At 73.0% G+C, this 17,750-nt stretch carries 20 protein-coding genes; 4 read left to right on the top strand and 16 right to left on the bottom strand.

Features of this window, described 5'->3' with window-relative positions; all coding sequences use genetic code 11:
- Positions 1-3: 3 nt before the first annotated feature.
- From AC2D9U_RS18465 to AC2D9U_RS18440, 6 genes are all read right to left on the bottom strand, one after another.
- Entirely contained in the window at positions 4-285 is a 282-nt protein-coding gene (locus AC2D9U_RS18465) for a hypothetical protein (protein WP_484751673.1), read from the bottom strand.
- A complete protein-coding gene (locus AC2D9U_RS18460; RefSeq protein ID WP_484751672.1) occupies positions 282-716 on the bottom strand; it encodes a hypothetical protein in 435 nt (144 codons plus the stop codon). The genes AC2D9U_RS18465 and AC2D9U_RS18460 overlap by 4 nt, the downstream gene beginning before the upstream one ends.
- Before the next feature lie 62 nt (positions 717-778).
- Positions 779-1,489: a hypothetical protein gene (locus AC2D9U_RS18455; RefSeq protein ID WP_484751671.1), complete on the bottom strand. Its 711-nt coding sequence runs from the start codon at positions 1,487-1,489 to the stop codon at positions 779-781.
- Positions 1,490-1,504: 15 nt separating this feature from the next.
- Positions 1,505-2,569 (bottom strand): PstS family phosphate ABC transporter substrate-binding protein, encoded by a 1,065-nt coding sequence (locus tag AC2D9U_RS18450; RefSeq protein ID WP_484751670.1) that lies wholly within the window; start codon positions 2,567-2,569, stop codon positions 1,505-1,507.
- A gap of 49 nt (positions 2,570-2,618) precedes the next feature.
- Positions 2,619-3,440: a hypothetical protein gene (locus AC2D9U_RS18445; RefSeq protein WP_484751669.1), complete on the bottom strand. Its 822-nt coding sequence runs from the start codon at positions 3,438-3,440 to the stop codon at positions 2,619-2,621.
- 189 nt (positions 3,441-3,629) lie between these two features.
- Entirely contained in the window at positions 3,630-3,995 is a 366-nt protein-coding gene (locus tag AC2D9U_RS18440; protein ID WP_484751668.1) for a hypothetical protein, read from the bottom strand.
- Between the two features lie 201 nt (positions 3,996-4,196).
- Here AC2D9U_RS18440 and AC2D9U_RS18435 point away from each other — a divergent pair, with 201 nt between their 5' ends.
- The gene (locus AC2D9U_RS18435) at positions 4,197-6,170 is read left to right on the top strand and encodes a hybrid sensor histidine kinase/response regulator (RefSeq protein ID WP_484751667.1); all 1,974 of its coding nucleotides are present in this window, start codon (positions 4,197-4,199) and stop codon (positions 6,168-6,170) included.
- A 6-nt stretch (positions 6,171-6,176) separates the two neighbouring features.
- On the opposite strand, the gene AC2D9U_RS18430 is transcribed toward AC2D9U_RS18435, so the two are convergent.
- A complete protein-coding gene (locus AC2D9U_RS18430; RefSeq protein ID WP_484751666.1) occupies positions 6,177-6,464 on the bottom strand; it encodes a hypothetical protein in 288 nt (95 codons plus the stop codon).
- 240 nt (positions 6,465-6,704) lie between these two features.
- Between AC2D9U_RS18430 and AC2D9U_RS18425 the strand changes: the two genes are divergently transcribed.
- Positions 6,705-7,541 (top strand): cytochrome c oxidase subunit 3, encoded by an 837-nt coding sequence (locus AC2D9U_RS18425; RefSeq protein WP_484751665.1) that lies wholly within the window; start codon positions 6,705-6,707, stop codon positions 7,539-7,541.
- 72 nt (positions 7,542-7,613) lie between these two features.
- On the opposite strand, the gene AC2D9U_RS18420 is transcribed toward AC2D9U_RS18425, so the two are convergent.
- From AC2D9U_RS18420 to AC2D9U_RS18390, 7 genes are all read right to left on the bottom strand, one after another.
- On the bottom strand, positions 7,614-8,597 hold the full coding sequence (locus tag AC2D9U_RS18420) for a Bug family tripartite tricarboxylate transporter substrate binding protein (RefSeq protein ID WP_484751664.1): 984 nt from the start codon (positions 8,595-8,597) through the stop codon (positions 7,614-7,616).
- Positions 8,598-8,669: 72 nt separating this feature from the next.
- Entirely contained in the window at positions 8,670-9,500 is an 831-nt protein-coding gene (locus AC2D9U_RS18415) for an NADPH-dependent oxidoreductase (RefSeq protein WP_484751663.1), read from the bottom strand.
- A 10-nt stretch (positions 9,501-9,510) separates the two neighbouring features.
- Positions 9,511-11,373 (bottom strand): phosphoenolpyruvate--protein phosphotransferase, encoded by a 1,863-nt coding sequence (gene ptsP, locus AC2D9U_RS18410; protein WP_484751662.1) that lies wholly within the window; start codon positions 11,371-11,373, stop codon positions 9,511-9,513.
- Positions 11,363-11,632: an HPr family phosphocarrier protein gene (locus AC2D9U_RS18405; protein WP_484751690.1), complete on the bottom strand. Its 270-nt coding sequence runs from the start codon at positions 11,630-11,632 to the stop codon at positions 11,363-11,365. The genes ptsP and AC2D9U_RS18405 overlap by 11 nt, the downstream gene beginning before the upstream one ends.
- A gap of 92 nt (positions 11,633-11,724) precedes the next feature.
- On the bottom strand, positions 11,725-12,180 hold the full coding sequence (locus AC2D9U_RS18400) for a PTS sugar transporter subunit IIA (RefSeq protein WP_484751661.1): 456 nt from the start codon (positions 12,178-12,180) through the stop codon (positions 11,725-11,727).
- Positions 12,177-13,154, bottom strand: coding sequence for an RNase adapter RapZ (gene rapZ / locus AC2D9U_RS18395; RefSeq protein ID WP_484751660.1), 978 nt, complete (start codon positions 13,152-13,154; stop codon positions 12,177-12,179). The genes AC2D9U_RS18400 and rapZ overlap by 4 nt, the downstream gene beginning before the upstream one ends.
- On the bottom strand, positions 13,154-13,594 hold the full coding sequence (locus AC2D9U_RS18390; protein ID WP_484751659.1) for an HPr kinase/phosphorylase: 441 nt from the start codon (positions 13,592-13,594) through the stop codon (positions 13,154-13,156). Before AC2D9U_RS18390 ends, rapZ begins: the two co-directional genes overlap by 1 nt.
- A 124-nt stretch (positions 13,595-13,718) precedes the next feature.
- Here AC2D9U_RS18390 and AC2D9U_RS18385 point away from each other — a divergent pair, with 124 nt between their 5' ends.
- Together AC2D9U_RS18385 and AC2D9U_RS18380 are read left to right on the top strand one after the other, a co-directional pair.
- Positions 13,719-14,654, top strand: a complete 936-nt coding sequence (locus AC2D9U_RS18385) for a serine/threonine dehydratase (protein ID WP_484751658.1) — start codon at positions 13,719-13,721, stop codon at positions 14,652-14,654.
- Between the two features lie 44 nt (positions 14,655-14,698).
- A complete protein-coding gene (locus tag AC2D9U_RS18380; protein WP_484751657.1) occupies positions 14,699-15,709 on the top strand; it encodes a DUF1214 domain-containing protein in 1,011 nt (336 codons plus the stop codon).
- Here the strand turns inward: AC2D9U_RS18380 and AC2D9U_RS18375 are convergent.
- Positions 15,702-17,048 carry a sensor histidine kinase gene (locus AC2D9U_RS18375; protein WP_484751656.1) on the bottom strand — a complete coding sequence of 449 codons (1,347 nt, stop codon included), beginning with the start codon at positions 17,046-17,048 and terminating at the stop codon, positions 15,702-15,704. The two genes, AC2D9U_RS18380 and AC2D9U_RS18375, sit on opposite strands and share 8 nt — an antisense overlap.
- On the bottom strand, positions 17,045-17,722 hold the full coding sequence (locus AC2D9U_RS18370) for a winged helix-turn-helix domain-containing protein (RefSeq protein ID WP_484751655.1): 678 nt from the start codon (positions 17,720-17,722) through the stop codon (positions 17,045-17,047). The genes AC2D9U_RS18375 and AC2D9U_RS18370 overlap by 4 nt, the downstream gene beginning before the upstream one ends.
- Positions 17,723-17,750: the final 28 nt, after the last annotated feature.

The following is a 17,750-nucleotide window of genomic DNA, read 5'->3' as shown; positions in this document are numbered from 1 at the left end:
CGCTCAATCGATGGCGTCGCGCGCTTCGGTCCAGTACCAATGGCCGATGCTGGCGCCGGCGACCGCGCCGATCAGCGTGGCCAGGGCGCCGCCATGGATCATCACCGAGCCCGCCAGCGCGCCGGCGAACAGGCCCGCGCCCAGCGCCGCCGCATGGCCGGCCGAAATCTGCGGGAGGGCAGGGACCGCAACGACCACCGGCGCGCGCGGCGCGGGCGCGGGGGTCTGCGCCGCGACCGGGCCGGCCAGCACCAGCAGCAGGAGCAGTGCGAGAGCGGCCCTCATGCCTCGATCGCCCGGTACCAGCGGCGCGAGCGGATGACGCGCCCGGCGGCCTTGGGCTGGAGCGCGAGTTCCTCCATCAGCCGCTTCACGCGCTTCTGCGCCTCGGCCTCGCTCACGCCGCCGCCGGCCCGCGCGCGGTAGAAGGCGACGGCGCGGGCGAAATCCTCGCGCGCCACGCGCTGGCGGCCATCGGCGAGCGTCTTGAGCAATTCCCGCGCGGAGGCGCCAAGCTCGGCCTCCAGCGCGATCTCCTCTTCCTGCGCGGCGCCACGCAGCAGGCCGCTCGCCTGGTCGAGCGTGAGGCCGTAGCGCGTCAGGCCTTCCTCGAGCAGCTTGCGTTCCTGCTCGCGGTCGAGGAAGCGGCGGCCCTGCAATTGCAGCTTCACGAGCTCCGCGTAGCGCCCCCGCGGCGGGGTGTCGGTGACGGTCATCAGGCCTCTTGCCTTTCGGGTGGCGCGCCATACTGGCGCGGCGATGCGGGAAGCCGGCGGGTTCAGTGCGCCATCGAGACGGGGCGCAACTGCGGCTCTCGCCCGGTCATCGGCAGGTCGGTGCCCTGGCCGGGCGGGCGCGGGGCCATGCCCTGCACGCGGGTGTTCAGCCGCTCGATCGCGCGCATGATGCGGCTGGCCTCGATGCCGAGCGGCGCATCGGTGGGGGAGAGCACGAACTTCACCTTGGGCAGCGGGAAGAGATCGACCTCCACCTTGTCCACCGAGAAGCCGCCGAGCTCGGAGGCATCGATGATGCCGCGCACGATGGTGCGCTGGATGGCGGCGACGGGGCCCGGGTTGCGCCGCGCATGGCGGTCCAGCATCCGGTCCACATAGTCGCGATCGGCCTCGGTCAGCTCGCGCGCCTGGCCGAAGGTGAGGCCGAAGGAGGGGATGAGGCCGACCGAGCTCTCGATCTCCTTCAGCTTGTAGCCGGCGATGTCCATCAGCCAGGTGAAGTCGTCCTGCTGCTGCTGCATGTTGCGCTGGAGCGCGCCGTGCTGCCGCGCGAAATGGCCCGAGGTCGTACCCAGGCCGAACCAGCCCAGCATGTCGCCCCACAGCCGCTCGGCCTGGTCGAGCAGCGGGTTGACCGGCTGCAGATCCTGCAGCGGCGCGGCGACGATGCTGCGCGGCTGGGCGAGCGCGGGTGCCGCGAGCAGGCTGGCCGCCAGCGCGGCGAGAGCAAGGCGGGGGGTCTTGTGGCTCATCGTTCCGGCTCCGGTTCAGCGGCTGGTGATGGTCATGCGCTCGGCGGTCCGGCGTTCCTGCGCGCGTTCGGCCGGGCCGAGCGGCACGAGGCCGGCATTGGTGAGGTAGCCACCCGGGCCGAAGGCGGCCTCGGACGTCACCTCGCCCAGGAATTCGCGGATGCCGCGCACCACCCCCACCCCCTGCTGGGAGCGCGTGTGCTGGCGCTTCGCGTAGAGCACGACGGTGCGCGTCGGCCCGTAATCCTGGTTGAAGATCGTGCTCGGCATGGGCAGCACGCCATCGATCGGCAGCGCGACGAGGTTGCCGCCGCTCGCCAGCAACTGGTCATAGGTCATCAGCCCGATCGTGCCCGGCGGGCTCGCCAGCAGTTGCGCCGTGACATCCACCGTCTGGAGCGAGCGCACACGGCCATCCTCGCGCAGCGTGATGCATTTCTCGCGCCGGTAGCTGGCCTCGAAGAGCAGGCGGATGCCCCGCACATTGCGGCAGCCGGCCTCGAGCACGAGGTCCTCGAAGACGCCGCGCACGCCATACTGGCGGTCGGGCATCACCACATTGATCTCCTGCTCCGGCAGGCCCGGGCCGATCTGCGACCAGCGTGCCTGCCGGTTGGGCACGAACTCGCCCTCCACCAGCCGTTCCGCCGCCAGCGCCTCCCACACCTGGCGCGCGGTGAGGGAGGGCACGGGCTCGCCGCGCCGTACCGCCAGCACCACGGCCGAGAGGCCGATCTGCAACTCGACGATGTCGCGCACGCCATTGGTCTGGCAGGTCTCGAACATGGTGCGCGACATGCGCCGCGCGACGATGGCGATGTCGGGCGTCTGCGGCCCGACGCCGGCGCAGAACAGGTCGAGGCTCATCGCATTGGGCAGGTTGCGCAGCGTGGGCTCGGCCACGCCGCTGTAGCGATCGGTGAAGCTGCGCGCGAGCAGCGTGGCCGCCCCCGCGGTGCCGTTGCTGTGCACCACGACCAACCTGTCGCGCAGCACCATCGGACCCTGCGCCAGGGCGGCCGGGGCAGGGGCCAGCAGCAGCGCGGCGCAGGCGAGAAGCTTCGAAAGGCTGTGGCGCATCGGGGGCTCCGCGGATTTTCCGGATGGCGAGGGGCGGCTCGGTACGGGCTCAGCCCGGCGCGCCGGATGGGGGCAGGTTCGGGGGCAGGTTCGGGGGCAGGTGCGGCCGGGCGAGGGCGCGCAGCAGCGTCTCCTGCACCGCCTGCTCGACCGCGAGGCGCGCCCGCGCCTGCGCCAGCCATCCGGCGAGAAGCGGCTGCAGCCCCGCATCGAGCGCCGCCGCATCGGCCACCGCCGCGGCGAGGTTGCCGCGCCGGAGCTGATAGGCGACGCCGGCGATGGCCTGTTCCTGGTCCGTGGGCGGCGGCGGCGCGGCGAGGCCGATGCCCGCCGCGGCGCCGCGCACCAGGTTCAGCGTCTGGTCCAGTGCATCGCCCTGGCGCGGCGCGCGGGCGATGAGCTGCGGCGCGAGGGCGGCGAAGCGCTCCCGCAACTCGGCCTCGGTCGGCAGGCCGCGCCCGGCATGGCTGAGCAGCACCTCGGCCAGGGCGGGGGGCAGCGCGCGGGGCGGGGCGAGGTCGGCCATCGCCTGGTATTCGCGCAGCCAGGGCCGGGGCGTGGCGATGGAGGCCTGCAGGAGCAGCGCCGCGGCCAGGAAGCGATCGCCCGGCGCCGCACCCTGCGCGGCCTGGCCGGCGCGCTCGGCGGCGGCGGAGAGGTCGGCGAGGCGCGCCTCGAGCTGCCCGATGCGGCCGAGCAGGGCTTCCTGCAGCGCCGCCTCGGCGCTCGGCGCCTGGGCCTGGCCGGCGCGGCCGCCATCGCCGATGACGAACAACCCGGCGGCGGCCAGGCCGCAGGCGAAGCCGGCGAGCGGCAGGGCCAGGCGCTGCCAGATGGGGCGGGGGGAGTCCGTTCCGGGGATGGCGACCATCTTGGGGGATCCAGGGCTCGAGGGGCGTGGCCTGCACGCCCCCTCAAGAAGCCCGGATTCAGGTTGTGGAACCCTTAAGGCGCGGCCGAAGGCCGGGCTTTTTTTGCGCTGCACGCGCCGGGGCGTTTTGCGCTGCGCGCGCCGGGATGTTTTGCGCTGCGCGCGCCGGGGCACGACCCCGGGCGGCGCTCAGCCGATGCGCCGCTCCACCTGGCGCAGCGCGGCGCAGAGGCGCGAGAAGGCGTACCAGAAATGCCCATGCCCCGGCGGACCATGCCCGGGTGCGGCCTCGGGCCCCACCGGATCGCCGCGGCGCAGCAGCGCGAGGCGCGCTTCGTAGCGGCCGCGCATGTTCTCAAGGAAGGCGCCGGTCGCCGCCATGTATTGTTCCAGCATCTCGGCCGCGATCTCGATCTCGGCCAGGGGCTTGCCCTCGGCGGTCAGCGTTTTCAGCGCCCGGCTGTCGGCGGCGAGCTGGATGTGCAGGCGATGCAGATCCGCCAGATGGCGGGCGATCGCCTGGCGGGATTCACGCGCGGCTTCGATCTCGGTCATCGCGCCAGCATGGCGGGCAGGGATGAACGGGCGGTTGATGCCTGCCGCGCGCGCGGCTCCTCACGCGGCTTTGTGCGCCCTGGTTCATGGATTGGTAGCCGGTCCGCGTGTTTGTGTGTCGGCAGGTGGTATACCGCCACCATGCCGGTGATCGACCATGCCGGCCTGTGGCGCTCCTCGCGATCAAGGTGACCGGCCGGCGTGACTCCTGCCAACAGCGTCCCCTCGCCACCGCCCTGGTGGCGCATCGGGCTGATGCCGCCGCTGCTGGCCATGCTGCCGCTTGCCCTGCTGCTCGCGGCCGTGCTGGCGGGCCTCGCGCTGCACCGCGCGACGGAGCGTGGCGCCACGCAGGAACGCGTCGGCGCGGCCATGGCGCGCGCGTTGGAAGCGGCGCTGGAGGCCGATGCCCGGCTGCTCGCGCTGCTCGCGGCCACGGCCGGGGCAGGGGAGGATGCCGCCTTCCGCAGCGCCGCGCAGGCCCTGCTGGCGCGCATGCCGCAATGGCACACCCTGGCGCTGGAGGACCCGGCGGCGCGGCGCGTCGATCTTCGTCGCCCGGTCGAGGCCCCGCCGGCGCCCCCGCCCGATCCGGCTGGCCTGGCCCGCACCCTGCAAAGCGGCCGGCCGAGCCTGGGCGATGCGCCGGATGGGCGGGTCAGCCTGCGCGTGCCGGTCTGGCGCGATGATGCCGCGCGCATGGCCGTGGTGGCGGAGATCCCGCCCGCCACCCTCGCCGCGCTGCTCGCCCGCGAGTATCTGCCGCCGGGCTGGGCCGTGCGGCTGCTGGATGGGCGGGGTGTGCCGCTTGCCGGCCTCGGCCCGGGCTTGCCCGAAGCCGATGCCGCGGCGCGGCCGGTGGGGGAGGATGGCTGGCGGCTGCTCGTCATCCCGGCGGGCGCGGGGCTGCTGCCTTGGCTCCTGGCGGGCGCCGGCGCGATGGCGCTGCTGCTGGGCCTCGCCCTCGCGCTCCGGCTGGCCCGGCGCGGCCGGGTGGAGTTGGCGCGGCAGGAGCAGGCGCATGCCGCCGCCCTCGCCCGCGCGGCGGAGCTCGAGCGCCGGCGGGCGGACCTGCTCGCCACCGTCAGCCATGAGCTGCGCGCGCCGCTGACCGGGCTGCTCGGCTATACGGACCTGTTGGCGCGCGCCGAATTGCCGCCCACGCCGCGCAGCTGGGTGGAGCAGCAGCGCCGTGCCGGGCAGTCGCTGCTGGCGCTGGTGGGCGACGTGCTGGATTTCGCCCGGCTCGAGGATGGCGCCATCGCGCTCGAGGATACCTCCCTCGATCTCTTCGACTTGCTGGAGGAGAGTGCCGCGCTGATGCGCGCCGTGGCGCAGCAGAAGGCGCTGGGGCTGGTGGTGCAGCGCGATCCCGGCCTGCCGCGCTGGGTGCGCGGCGACCCGCTGCGGCTGCGCCAAGTGGTGATCAACCTGCTCGGCAACGCCATCAAGTTCACCCCGCAGGGAGAGGTGGTGCTGGCCGCGCGGCTGGTGGGCCAGCCCGCGCGGCTGGAGATCGCGATCAGCGACACCGGCATCGGCATCAGCGCCGAGGCCCTGCCGCGCATCTTCGACCGCTTCCAGCAGGGGGCGGAGGACACGGCGCGGCGCTTCGGGGGCAGCGGGCTGGGCCTGGCCATCTGCCGGCGGCTGGTGGTGGCGATGGGCGGTACCATCACGGCGGAGAGCCTGCCCGGTCGCGGCAGCCGCTTCACGCTGCGGGTGCCCTTCCGACCCGGCCAGGCGCCCGATGGTGGCCCGCATCCGGGCCAGCTGCGCATCCTGGTGGCCGAGGACGTGCCGGCCAGCCGGCTGCTGCTGGTGGCGGTGCTGGAACGCGCCGGGCATGCCGTGACGGCGGTGGAGGATGGCGCACGAGCGCTGGCGGCGGTGCATGGCGTGGCCTTCGACCTTGCCATCCTCGACCTGCGCATGCCGGGGCTGGATGGGCTGGGCGTGGCGGCCGCGCTGCGTGGCCTGCCCGGCGGGGCGGGCCGGATGAAGCTGGTGGCGCTGACCGCCGAGGTGACCCAGGAGGTGGAGCAGGACTGCCGGGCGGCGGGCTTCGACGCGGTGCTCGGCAAGCCTTTCGAGACGCGCCGTCTGCTGGGGCTGGTGGAGGCACTCGGCCGCCAGCCCGCGCCGCGGCAGGAGGTGGCGCGGAGTGCCGGCTGAGGCGGATCAGTCGTCGTCGTCATCGTCGTCGTCGTCGTCGCGGTCGCGGCGCGGGCGGTTGGGCCGGGCACGGCGGTTCTCCTCGCCAATCCAGAGGCCGAAGCCGCGGCCGCGCCAGGCCTCGTCGCCCGCCCAGCCGCCCTCACGGCGCCCGTCGCGGGCGATCGTCAGGCGATCGATGCGGGTGCAGACGCCATTCGTGCAGATCGCGGCGGCTTCCGCGCGTGGTTCATCCGCCCGGGCCGGCTGGGCCATGGCGAGCGGAACGGCGAGCAGGATCGCAAGGCGTCGCATCGTCGAATCTCCTTACGGCGGGGTGCCGGGACGGGTATCGAGGAGCGAAACGCCGGGGTGGCGGGTTTATTCCCCGCGCATCATGCGGCGATCCGCCCCCGAGATGGCCGCGTCGCAGAGGTTTCTCGGCCCTGGCGACTTGATCGCCCGGGGCTTTTCAGGATTGATGCGCTGCACAGGCGCGGCCGCGGGCCGCGACGCACAGGCGCGGTCACGCGCCGGGATTATTCGGGACGCACCATGGCAAGCACGAGTGACGCGGGCGGCAGCCCCTACAAGCACCCCTACCACCTGGTTGACCCCTCGCCCTGGCCCCTGCTGAGCGCCTTCGCCGGCGGGGCCGTGGTGCTCGGCATCGTGCTGATCGCGCATTACGGCAGCTACTGGCTGCTGGCGGCAGGCCTGCTCGCGACCTTCGCCTGCATGTTCTTCTGGTGGCGCGACGTGCTGCGCGAGAGCCGGGCGCCGGGCATCCACAGCCCCGTCGTGCGGCTGGGCCTGCGCTACGGCATGGTGCTGTTCATCGCCAGCGAGGTGATGTTCTTCGTCGCCTTCTTCTGGGCCTTCTTCCACTTCGCCCTGTTCCCCGAACATGTCTCGGGGGCCACCACGGCGGTCTGGCCCCCCAAGGGCGTGCTGACCTTCGACCCCTGGGGCCTGCCCTTCCTGAACACCATGATCCTGCTGCTGTCGGGCTGCACGGTCACCTGGGCGCACCATTCGCTGCTGAACGGCGACCGCAAGGGGCTGATCAACGGCCTGGCGCTGACGGTGCTGCTGGGCCTCGCCTTCTCGGGCTTCCAGGTCAAGGAATACATCATCGCGCCCTTCGGCTTCCGCGATGGCGTCTATCCTTCGGTGTTCTTCCTCGCCACGGGCTTCCACGGCTTCCATGTGATGGTCGGCACCATCTTCCTGGCCGTCTGCCTGTTCCGCGCCATGCGCGGCCATTTCACGCCCGAGCGCCATTTCGGCTTCGAGGCCGCGGCCTGGTACTGGCACTTCGTGGACGTGGTCTGGCTGTTCCTGTTCATCTGCGTCTACTGGTGGGGCGCGGGCGAGATCGCCCACCACTAGCTCGACCCCGGCCGTCGATCCGGCGACACCCGCCGCGGCCGTCCGGCCGCGGCGGGTGTTGTCATTCTGGGGTTATTCCGGCCGGATGCCGGCGGTGGCCACCACCTGCCGCCAGCGCGCGATCTCGGCGACCTGGAAGGCGCGGTATTCCTCCGGCGAATTGCCCACCACGTCGAAGCCGATGCCGTTCAGCCGCGCCACGTTCTCGGGATGCTTCAGCGCGGCGACCGTGGCCTCCGCGACCTGCGCCAGCAGCGGCGCGGGCATGCCGGCGGGCGCCATCACCGCCTGCCAGGACGTGACCACGAAATCCCGCAGCCCCTGCTCGATCGCCGTCGGCACTTCGGGCAGCAGGCGGTTGCGCTCGGCCGAGGTCACGGCGATGGCGCGCAGCCGCCCGCCGGCGATATGCCCTGCCACCGTGCCAAGGTTCTGGAAGCTGAGCTGCACATTGCCCGCGATCAGGTCCGTCGCCGCCGCCGCTCCGCCCTGGTAGGGCACATGCACCGGGTCGGTCTCGGTCCGGATCTTGAACAGCTCCATGGTCAGGTGGTCGGAGGACCCCACGCCCGAGGTCGAGTAGCTGGTCCGGCCGCGATTCGCCTTCAGCCAGGCGACCAGCTCGGTCAGCGTGCGCACCGGCACCTTCTCGGCATTCACCACCAGCACGTTCGGCGTGGTGACGGCCAGCGTGATGGGCGAGAGCTCGCGCACCGGATCATAGCCGAGATTCGGCCGCAGCGCCGTGTTGATGGCGAAGACGCCGATCGAGCCGACGAAGAGCGTGTGGCCGTCGGGCGCGCTGCGCACCACCTGGCGCGCCGCCACCTCGCCATTCGCGCCGGGGCGGTTCTCCGCCACCACCGGCTGGCCGAGGTTCTGGCTCATCCGGTTGGCGATGGAGCGCGCGACGATGTCGGACGGCCCGCCGGCGACGAAGGGCACGATGACGCTGACGGGCCGCGATGGCCAGGCGGACTGCGCCTGGGCCTGGGCCCCGGTCATGCCCAGGGTGCCGGCGGCCGCCAGCGATGACAGCAATGTCCTGCGATGCATGTCTGTTTCCTCCCTCAAGGGCCGCCAGCCTGCCCCGTATCCAGGCGCCGGCACAGGGGGGGAAGACTGCCTCTATCGCAGCGGGAAGCCCAGCGCGTTGAGCGCCTCACGCATCCGGTCGCGGCCCGAGAGGCTGGCCGCATTGGCCACGCGGCTCAACATGCGCGGCGTCCAGGCGACGGGGCCCATCCCCTGCCGTTCGGAGAATGCGGCCAGCGCCCGGTCATAGGCGCCGATCGCCGCGCCCTCATCGGCCACGCGATACTGCTCGCGGTGCAGCACCAGGGATTGCGGCAGGCGCGGCTTCACCGCGCCGATCCGGGGGCCGGGCTGGGCCGGGTGGCCCACCGCGAGGCCGAAGGGGGCGAAGGCGCCCGGCGGCAGGTCCAGCTCGGCCGCCACCTTCTCCGGCTCATGCCGCAGCGCGCCGACATAGACCGTGCCGAGCCCCAGCGATTCGGCCGCCACCACCGCGTTCTGCGCCGCCAGCGCCGCATCGACCAGCGCGACCATGAAGGATTCGAGGTAGTCCAGCGCCTCCAGCTTCTTCTGATGCGCCTCCCCCAGCCGCGTCAGGCGCGAAAGGTCGGCCACCCAGCAGAGGAACAGCGGCGCCTCCGCCACGAAGCGCTGCTTCGCCGACAGCGCGGCGAGGCGCGCGCGGCGCTCGGGGTCCTCCACCGCCACCACGCTCCAGGCCTGGAGGTTGGAGGAGGTGGGGGCGGATTGCGCGGCGGCGACCAGCGTCTCCAGCGTGCCCGCGGGCAGCGGATCGGGCCGGTAGGCGCGCACGGAATGGTGGCCGAGCAGCACGTCGAGCACGGGGTTGGTGGGCAGCAGCGCGGCCGGTGCGGCGCCCGCGCCGTAACGGCCCTGCGCGGGGTGGGGCGTATCCTCGTCCATGGTCGGTTCGTCAGCCCCGTTCGGTCACGCCACTGGCAAAGCCATCGACCAGCTCGCGGATGCGCGCGGGGTCGGACTGCTCCATCACGCGCCGCGCGAAGCGGGCGCAATCGCCGATGTCGAGCGCACGCACCGCCTGCTTCACGCGCGGAATGGCGCCGGCATTCATCGACAGGCAGCGGATGCCCAGGCCCAGCAGCAAGGGCACGAGGCGCGGATTGCCGCCCATCTCGCCGCAGACGCTGACCGGCATGCGCAGGCGCAGCGCGGCCTCGGTGGCGAACTGCATCAGCCGCAGCACGGCCGGGTGCAGCGGGTCGTAGAGATGCGCGACCTCGGCATCGCCGCGATCCACGGCCAGCGTGTACATCGCGAGGTCATTGGTGCCGATGGCGAAGAAATCGGCCTCGAGCGCGATGGCGTCGGCGGCCAGTGCCGCACCCGGTGTCTCGATCATGGCCCCGAGTTCGGGCAGCTTCTCGGGCAGCTTCTCGCCGCGCCGGCGCAGGCGGCGGGCGACGCGCTCATAGATCTCGCGCGCCTGCTTCACCTCCGAGGGGATGGTGACCATGGGCAGCATCACCCGCACCGCGCCCTCGCCCGCCTGGGCGGCGACGCGCAGGATGGCGGCGAATTGCACCTCGAGCAGCTCGGGCCGCTTCAGCAGCATGCGGATGCCGCGCAGGCCGAGTGCGGGGTTGGCGGAGGCATGGGTGGGCTCCACCCCCTCGGCCAGCGCCTCCATGTCCTTCTCGCCGCCCCAGTCGAGCACGCGGATGGTCACGGGGTCGCCGCCCATCGCCTCGATGATCGGGGCATAGGCGGCGAATTGCGCGTCCTCGTCCGGCAGGTCCTCGCGGTTCATGAACAGGAATTCGGTGCGCAGCAGGCCGATGCCCTGGGCGCCGGCCTGGGCGATCAGCGGCAGCTCCGCCGGGATCTCCATGTTGGCCAGCAGCTCCACCTCCTCCCCGTCGGTGGTGACGGAGGGCAGGCGGCGCAGCTTGCCGAGCCGCGCGCGTTCCTTGGCGTAGAGGGCGAGCTGGTCCTTCGCCCCGGCCAGCGTCGCCGCGGTGGGGAAAAGCGAAACAAGGCCCTGCGCGCCGTCGATCACCATCGGGTCGCCGCGCCGGGCGGCTTCCGTCAGCCCGGGCACGCCGAGCACGGCGGGGATGCCCAGCGCGCGGAGCATGATGGCGGTGTGGCCATCCGCCCCCCCTTCCTCGGTGGCCACGCCCGCGATGCGCGCGGGGTCGAGCAGCGCGGCGTCGGCGGGGGTGACCTCCTCCGCCACCAGGATCGCGCCCTCGGGCACTTCCTTGAAGCTGCGGAAGGGGTTCTGGGTCAGGTTGCGGGTCAGGCGGCGGGCGATCTCGCGCACCTCGCCGGCGCGGCGGCGCAGCCCGGCCTTGTCGTCGTCGCGCGCGGCGAGGATGACCTCCGCGATCGCCTCGGCCTCATCGGCCACGGCGGTCTCGGCGCCGAGCAGCCCCTGCTCGATCCGCTTGCGCGCGCCGCGGATCAGGCGGCTGTCGCCCAGCATGAGGGCATAGGCGTCGAGCAGCGGTTCGAGTTCCTGCTGCGCTTCCTCGGGCAGCACGCCCAGCCGGGTCTTGAGCTTGGAGACCTGCTTGCGGCTGGTGGCCACCGCGGTGGCCAGGCGCTGGCGCTCGGCCTCCACCGCGGCCGGCTCGATGCTGCGGCGCGGCGCCTCGGCCGGGGGTTCGGAGGTGTCGAAGACCGGGCCGACGGCAACACCGGGGGAGACCGCGATGCCGCGCAGCTGGACTTCCTTGGGCACGCGGCGCGCCACCGCGCGGCGCTCGGCGGATCTGGTCTCGGCCTTGGGTTCGGCGGGCTTCTCAGTCTTCATGGAAGCCGGCCTCGATGAGGCCGGCGATGGCCTCCATGGCCTCCTTGGCGTCCCAGCCATCGGCCTCGATCACCACTTCGCTGCCCTTGCCCGCACCGAGCATCATCAGCCCCATGATCGAGCAGGCCGGCACCGTCTGCCCATGGCGGGAGACGTTGACGCAGGCCGAGAAGCGCTCGGCCACCGTCACCAGCTTGGCCGCGGCGCGGGCGTGCAGGCCGCGGCTGTTGGTGATCTTGAGCGTGCGGGTCAGCGTCATGCCATTGCCCTCGCAGCCACAGGGTCCGGGATCGGTCAGGCTGGCGGGCGGGACGGCGGCCGTCGCCTCGCCACCCTCATCGGGCCATTCATTCATGTCGGCTCGCCCTTGCCGGGCTCTCCCTTGGGGGGCCTGGCGCCGTTGGATTTCGGCGCATCGGGGAAGTCGGCCGCGCTGGCGAGGTATTTGCGCCCCGCCGCCGTGGCATGGGCCACCGCCTCGGCCAGGGGCTCGGTGCCGCGCAGCTTGGCGAGCTTGACCAACAAGGGAAGGTTCACGCCCGCGATCACCTCCACCGTGCGATGGTCGCAGAGCTGGAAGGCGAGGTTGGAGGGGGTGCCGCCCATGATGTCGGTCAGCACCACCACGCCATCGCCCTGGTCCACCTGGGCGATCGAGGCGCGGATGTCCTCGCGCCGGGATTCGAGCTGGTCGTCGGGATAGATGCACACGGTCGCGACCGCACTCTGCGGCCCGACGACATGCTCCATGGCGAGGCGCAGCTCCTCGGCAAGGCGGCCGTGGGTAACCAGGACGAGTCCGATCATGATGGCTGCGACAGGGCCTCCCGCCCCGCATCGATGGCTCCCGCCGCGGCAGGGGCCGTGGCGGCTTCGGGTCTGGCGCGGGGTAGCCCCACCTCGCGGTGCAGGCAATCCACCCGCCAGCCCAGTTGGGCAAGATGGGCCGCGAGCCGCTCCGCCACAAGCACGGAGCGATGCTTGCCCCCGGTGCAGCCGAAGGCCACGGTCAGGTACTTCTTGCCTTCCGCCCGGTAGCGCGGCAGCAGCAGCGCCATCATGCCGGTCAGGCGATCCCAGAAGCTCTGGAAATCAGGGTCTTCCATGATGAAGGCCGCGACCGGCGCATCCGCCCCCGTCATCGGGCGCAGCACGGGGTCGTAATGTGGGTTGCGCAGGAAGCGCACGTCGAAGACCAGATCCGCGTCGCGCGGCAGGCCGCGGGGATAGCCGAAGGACATCACCCCGATCGCCATGCCGGCCCCGCCCTCGGGCAGGAAGCGGCGCTCGACCAGCCGGCGCAACTCGGGCAGCGGCAGGTCGGAGGTGTCGATCACCACATCCGCCGCCTGCTGCAGCGGCGCCAGCAGGGCCGATTCCCGGGCGATCCCCTCGGCCACGCGCGACCCCAGCGACCCGCCCGGGGCCAGCGGGTGGCGCCGGCGCGTCTCGGAGAAACGGCGCAGCAGCACGGCTTCCTCGGCGGTGGCGAAGAGCAGGGTCAGCGCGATGCCCGGCCGGGCGCGCAGCGCGGCCACGGCGGCCAGCACCTCGGCCGCGCGGAAGCCGCGGCTGCGGGCATCGACCCCGATGGCCAGCGGCGTGGCCGCGCCATCGGTGGCGAGTTCGCCCACGATGGAGAGCGGCGGGTTGTCCACCGTCTCGAAGCCCAGATCCTCCAGCGCGCGCAGGATGGAAAGCTTGCCCGCGCCGGACAGGCCGGTGACCAGCACCACGGGCCGGTCGGGCAGGGAATCGTCCAGGGGCAGGGGCGTGCCCATCACGCCAGGAACCCGGCCTGCAGCCGCGCCGCACCTCGCGTCGCCTGCAGCGCCAGCGCCAGCTTGTCGGGCGCCGAGGCCTCGCGCCCCGCCAGGGCAAGACAGGGCAGGCTGTGGCCGAGCGCGGCATAGCTGGCGGGCTCGGGCAGGCGCGGCGGTGCGTCCGTCAGCGCCACCACCAGGCGCAGCCGGGCGGGGGCGGCATGGGGCAGGCCCTGGAACAGGCCAAGGCCGCGCACCTCCAGCATGCCCGACAGCGCGGCGGGCGGGGCGGCGAGCAGGCCCTCGTCATCGGCGGAGACCTCCACCTGGTCATCGGCGACGAGATCCCAGCCGCGGCCCATCAGGCGCAGCACCAGATCCGACTTGCCGGCGCCCGAAGGCCCCAGGATCAACACGCCGTCACCCGCCTGGGCGGCGCAGGAAGCATGAAGGGTCATCCTGTTCCCTTTGGCTGTTCCCTTTGGCCGGTCCCCTTCGGGGAGGCCGGAACATGGCAGAAAGGTGGCGGGCCCGGAAGGGGGCGGAATTGCCCCCGCCGGCACCCGCTGGCAGGCTCGGCCCATGCACCCGACCCGAGACGAGATCACCGCCGCCGCCGCGCGCATCGCCCCGCATATCCGCCGCACGCCGCTGCTGCGGCTGGGCCGGGACGAGCTGGGGCTGGGCCTGCCGCTCGCGCTGAAGCTGGAATTGCTGCAGGCGACCGGCAGCTTCAAGCCGCGCGGCGCCTTCAACCGCATGCTCCAGGCCGCGGTGCCGCCGGCGGGCGTGGCCACCGCCTCGGGCGGCAATCACGGCGCGGCGGTGGCCTATGCGGCGCGCGCGCTGGGCCACAGGGCGGAGGTGTTCTGCCCGCTCGCCACGCCATCGGCCAAGACGGACCGGATCGAGGGCTATGGTGCCACGCTGCACCGCATCGGCGCCGCCTATGACGAGGCGCGCCAGGCCAGCGAGGCGCGCGCGGCGGAGACCGGCGCGCTGCTGGTCCATGCCTATGACCAGGCGGAGGTGCTGGCAGGCCAGGGCACGGTCGGCCTGGAGATCGAGCAGGACGCGCCGGAGGCCACGCATCTGCTGGTCGCGACCGGCGGCGGCGGTCTGATCGGCGGCATCGCGGCCTGGTATGCGGGGCGGGGAGTGCAGGTGATCAGCGTGGAGTCGGAGGGCTGCCCGACTCTCGCCACCGCGCTCCAGGCCGGGCGGCCCGTGCCCTGCACCGTGGGCGGGCTGGCGGCGGACAGCCTGGGGGCGAAGCAGATCGGCGCGCTGGGCTTCGCGGTCGCCGCACGGCATGTGGCCCAGGCCGTGCTGGTGCCGGACGAGGCGATCCGCGCGACGCAGAGGCGGCTCTGGCAGGCGCTGCGGCTGGTGGCCGAGCCCGGCGGGGCGGCCGCGCTGGCCGCGCTGGTCTCGGGCCGCTTCACCCCGCCGCCGGGCGCGCGCGTGGCGGTGCTGGTCTGCGGGTCCAACGCCGATCCATCGAGCGTGACGGGGTGAACCGGCTGCGCCATGATGCGCGCGCAACGAAGGAGATCCGGCCGATGATGCGATCCTGGTGGGTGCCGCTGCTCGCGGCCACGCTCTGCACGGCGCAGGCGGCCGCGCAGCCCGCGGTGACGGTGCACAACTTCGCCCGCGCGGAGACCGATCGCTACCTCACCGACCTGGTGCAGATGGCCGGCATCGGGCGGCTGGCGCATGAGCGCGCGGTGGTGGATGTGGCGCGCCAGACCGTCATCCGCATGAACCGCGACACGCTCTATTCCTACCTCGTGCTCGACCTGGAGGCCGGTCCCGCCTTGGTTACCATGCCCGATGTCGGCGGGCGCTTCATGTCGATGCTGGCGATCGACCAGGACCACTATGTGCACGGCGTCTTCTATGCGCCCGCGCGTTTCATCTTCACGCGCGAGCAGGTGGGCACGCGCTACATGGTGGTGCTGTTCCGCACCTTCCTCGACCCCAACATCCCCGCCGATGTCGCTGCCGCCCATGCGGCGCAGGATGGCATCCGCGTGGAGCAGGCGGCGGCCGGGCGGCTCGACCTGCCGGCATGGGACAAGGCCTCGCTGGATGCGGTGCGCGCGGCGCTGAACACGCTGGCGCTGCACGGCGCCTCGGCCGCGCGGGGCTTCGGCCGGCGCGAGGAGGTGAACCCGATCGACCATGTGGCGATGACCGCCGCGGGCTGGGGCGGCAATCCGCAGCGCGCCGCGATGTACCTGCCCATCGCGCCCCCCGCCGCGCTGGGCGGCGCGCCGAGCCGCATCCGCCTGACCGATGTGCCGGTGGACGGCTTCTGGTCGATCACGATGTACAATGCGGAGGGCTTCATGGTGGCCAATCCGCGCAACGCCTATTCGGTCAACAACGTGACCGCGACGCGCGCCGCCGATGGCTCGGTCACGGTGCAGTTCGGCGGCTGCGAGGCCGCCACGCCCAACTGCCTGCCCACGCCCGAGGGCTGGAACGCCATGCTCCGGCTCTACCGCCCGCGCGCGGCGCTGCTGGAAGGGCGCTGGCAGATGCCGCCGGTGGAGCCGGTCAGGTAGGTCGCGTGAGGTCGAGCCGCGCGAGCAGCCCGGCCCCATCTTCCAGCCCGGCCCCGTCTTCCAGGGTGAGCCTGCCGCCATGCGCCTGCGCGGCGGCGGCGACCAGCGCGAGGCCGAGCCCCGTGCCCGGCGTGGTGCGGCTGCGCTCCAGCCGCCCGAAGCGGCGCATCACCGCCTCACGCTGGTCGGCCGGGATGCCGGGGCCATCATCCTCCACCTCGATCACCGGGCCGGGGCGCAGGCGCAGCGTGATGTGCGTCCCGCCATGCAGCACGGCGTTGTCGAGCAGGTTGACCACCGCCTGACGCAGCAGCGCGGCGTCGCCCTGCACGCCGAGGCCGGGCGCGATGTCGCGGCGCAGCACGCGCCCCGCCTCCTCCGCCACCGGCCCCATGATCTCGGCGCAATCGGCGACCAGCGCGGTGAGATCGACCGGTGAGAACCCCTGCGCCAGCACGCCGCTCTCGGCGCGGGCGATGCGCAGCAGCGCGGCGAAGCTCGCCAGCACGGAATCGAGTTCCGCCAGCGCCGATTCCAGCATGGCGTTGTCGATCGCGCCCTCCCGCGGGCGGGCGAGCGCGCCCTCCAGCGCCTGGCGCAGGCGCGACAGCGGGCTGCGCAGGTCATGCGCGATGTCGTCGGTGACCTGGCGCTGGGCGATCATCAGCGCCTCGATGCGGCCGAGCAGCGCGTTGAAGGTCTCGGTCAGGCGGTCGAACTCGTCATTGCGGCCCGAGAGCGGCAGCCGGCGCGTGAGGTCGCCCGCGACGATCGCGCGCGCCGCATCCGAGGATTCCGCAAGCCGCCTTTCCATCCGCCCGGCGGCCAGGAAGCCCAGCAGCAGCGCCACCAGCGCCGCCGCCCCGCCAGCGAGCGGCGGTGTCCAGGCCAGGGCCGAGGCCGCGCGATCGACCGGGGTGAGGTCGGCCGCCACCATCAGGCTCGCCCCCCCGCCCAGCCTGGCGCCCAGCACGCGCAGCGCCGGGCGGTCCTCCGTGGCGGGCAGCACGGCGAAGCCGCGCAACCCCGGCTGCGCGCCCGGCAGGCGCCCGGCGATGCGCCGCCCATCGGGGGTGAGCAGCACGACCAGCAGCGGGCCGCGCCGTCGCGCATAGGCATCGACCGTGGCGGCCAGGCCGAGCAGGCCGAACTCCTCATACTCGCGCAGGAAGCCTTCGGCCTCGCCGGCGATGACGAGGTCGAGCTGCTGGCGCAGCGCGGCCTCCGCCCGCAGCCAGCCCCAGCCCGAGCCGAGCAGCGAGAGCACGAGCATGACGATGGCCGAGGCCGTGGCAGCCCGGATCGCAAAAGACCTGCGCTTGAGGATGGGCGCGCTCACGGCGCTTCCAGCGCATAGCCCGCGCCGCGCACCGTGCGCAGCATCGGCGCCTCGCCCGGCAAATCGAGCTTGCGGCGCAGGCGGCTGACATGGACATCGACGACATTGGTGGTGGGATCGAAGGAGAAATCCCACACCTTCTCGAGCAGCATGGTGCGCGTGATGACCTGGCCCGGATGGCGCATCAGGTATTCCAGCAGCCGCCACTCGGTCGGCAGCAGGTCGAGCTTGCGCGCGCCGCGCGTCACCGTGCGCGTCAGCAGCTCCATGCGCAACTCGCCCAGCTCCAGCACCGATTGTTCTGCGGGTGCACTGGCGGGGCGACGCGCCAGCGCACGGATGCGCGCGCGCAATTCGGCGAAGGCGAAGGGTTTCGCGAGGTAGTCATCCGCCCCGGCCTCCAGCCCTTCCACGCGCTTCTCGACCTCGCCGAGCGCGGTCAGCACCAGGATCGGCGTGGTGATCTTCGCCAGGCGCAGGGCGCGGATGATGGAGAGGCCATCCGGGCCGGGCAGCATGCGGTCGGTGACGATGACGTCGAAGGGCTCGCCCATCGCCAGGAACAGCCCGTCGCGGCCATTCGCGGCGTGGTCCACCACATGGCCTTCCTCGCGCAGCCCCTTGACGATGTAGGCGGCCGTGCTGGCATCGTCCTCGATCAGCAGGATGCGCATGGGTCTCCGGGGGGTGAGGGCGGCGCGA

This window comes from Roseomonas sp. TF40, from assembly GCF_057219975.1.
Note: the sequence above shows the minus strand (reverse complement) of the source record. Positions and strands in the feature narration are given on the sequence as shown.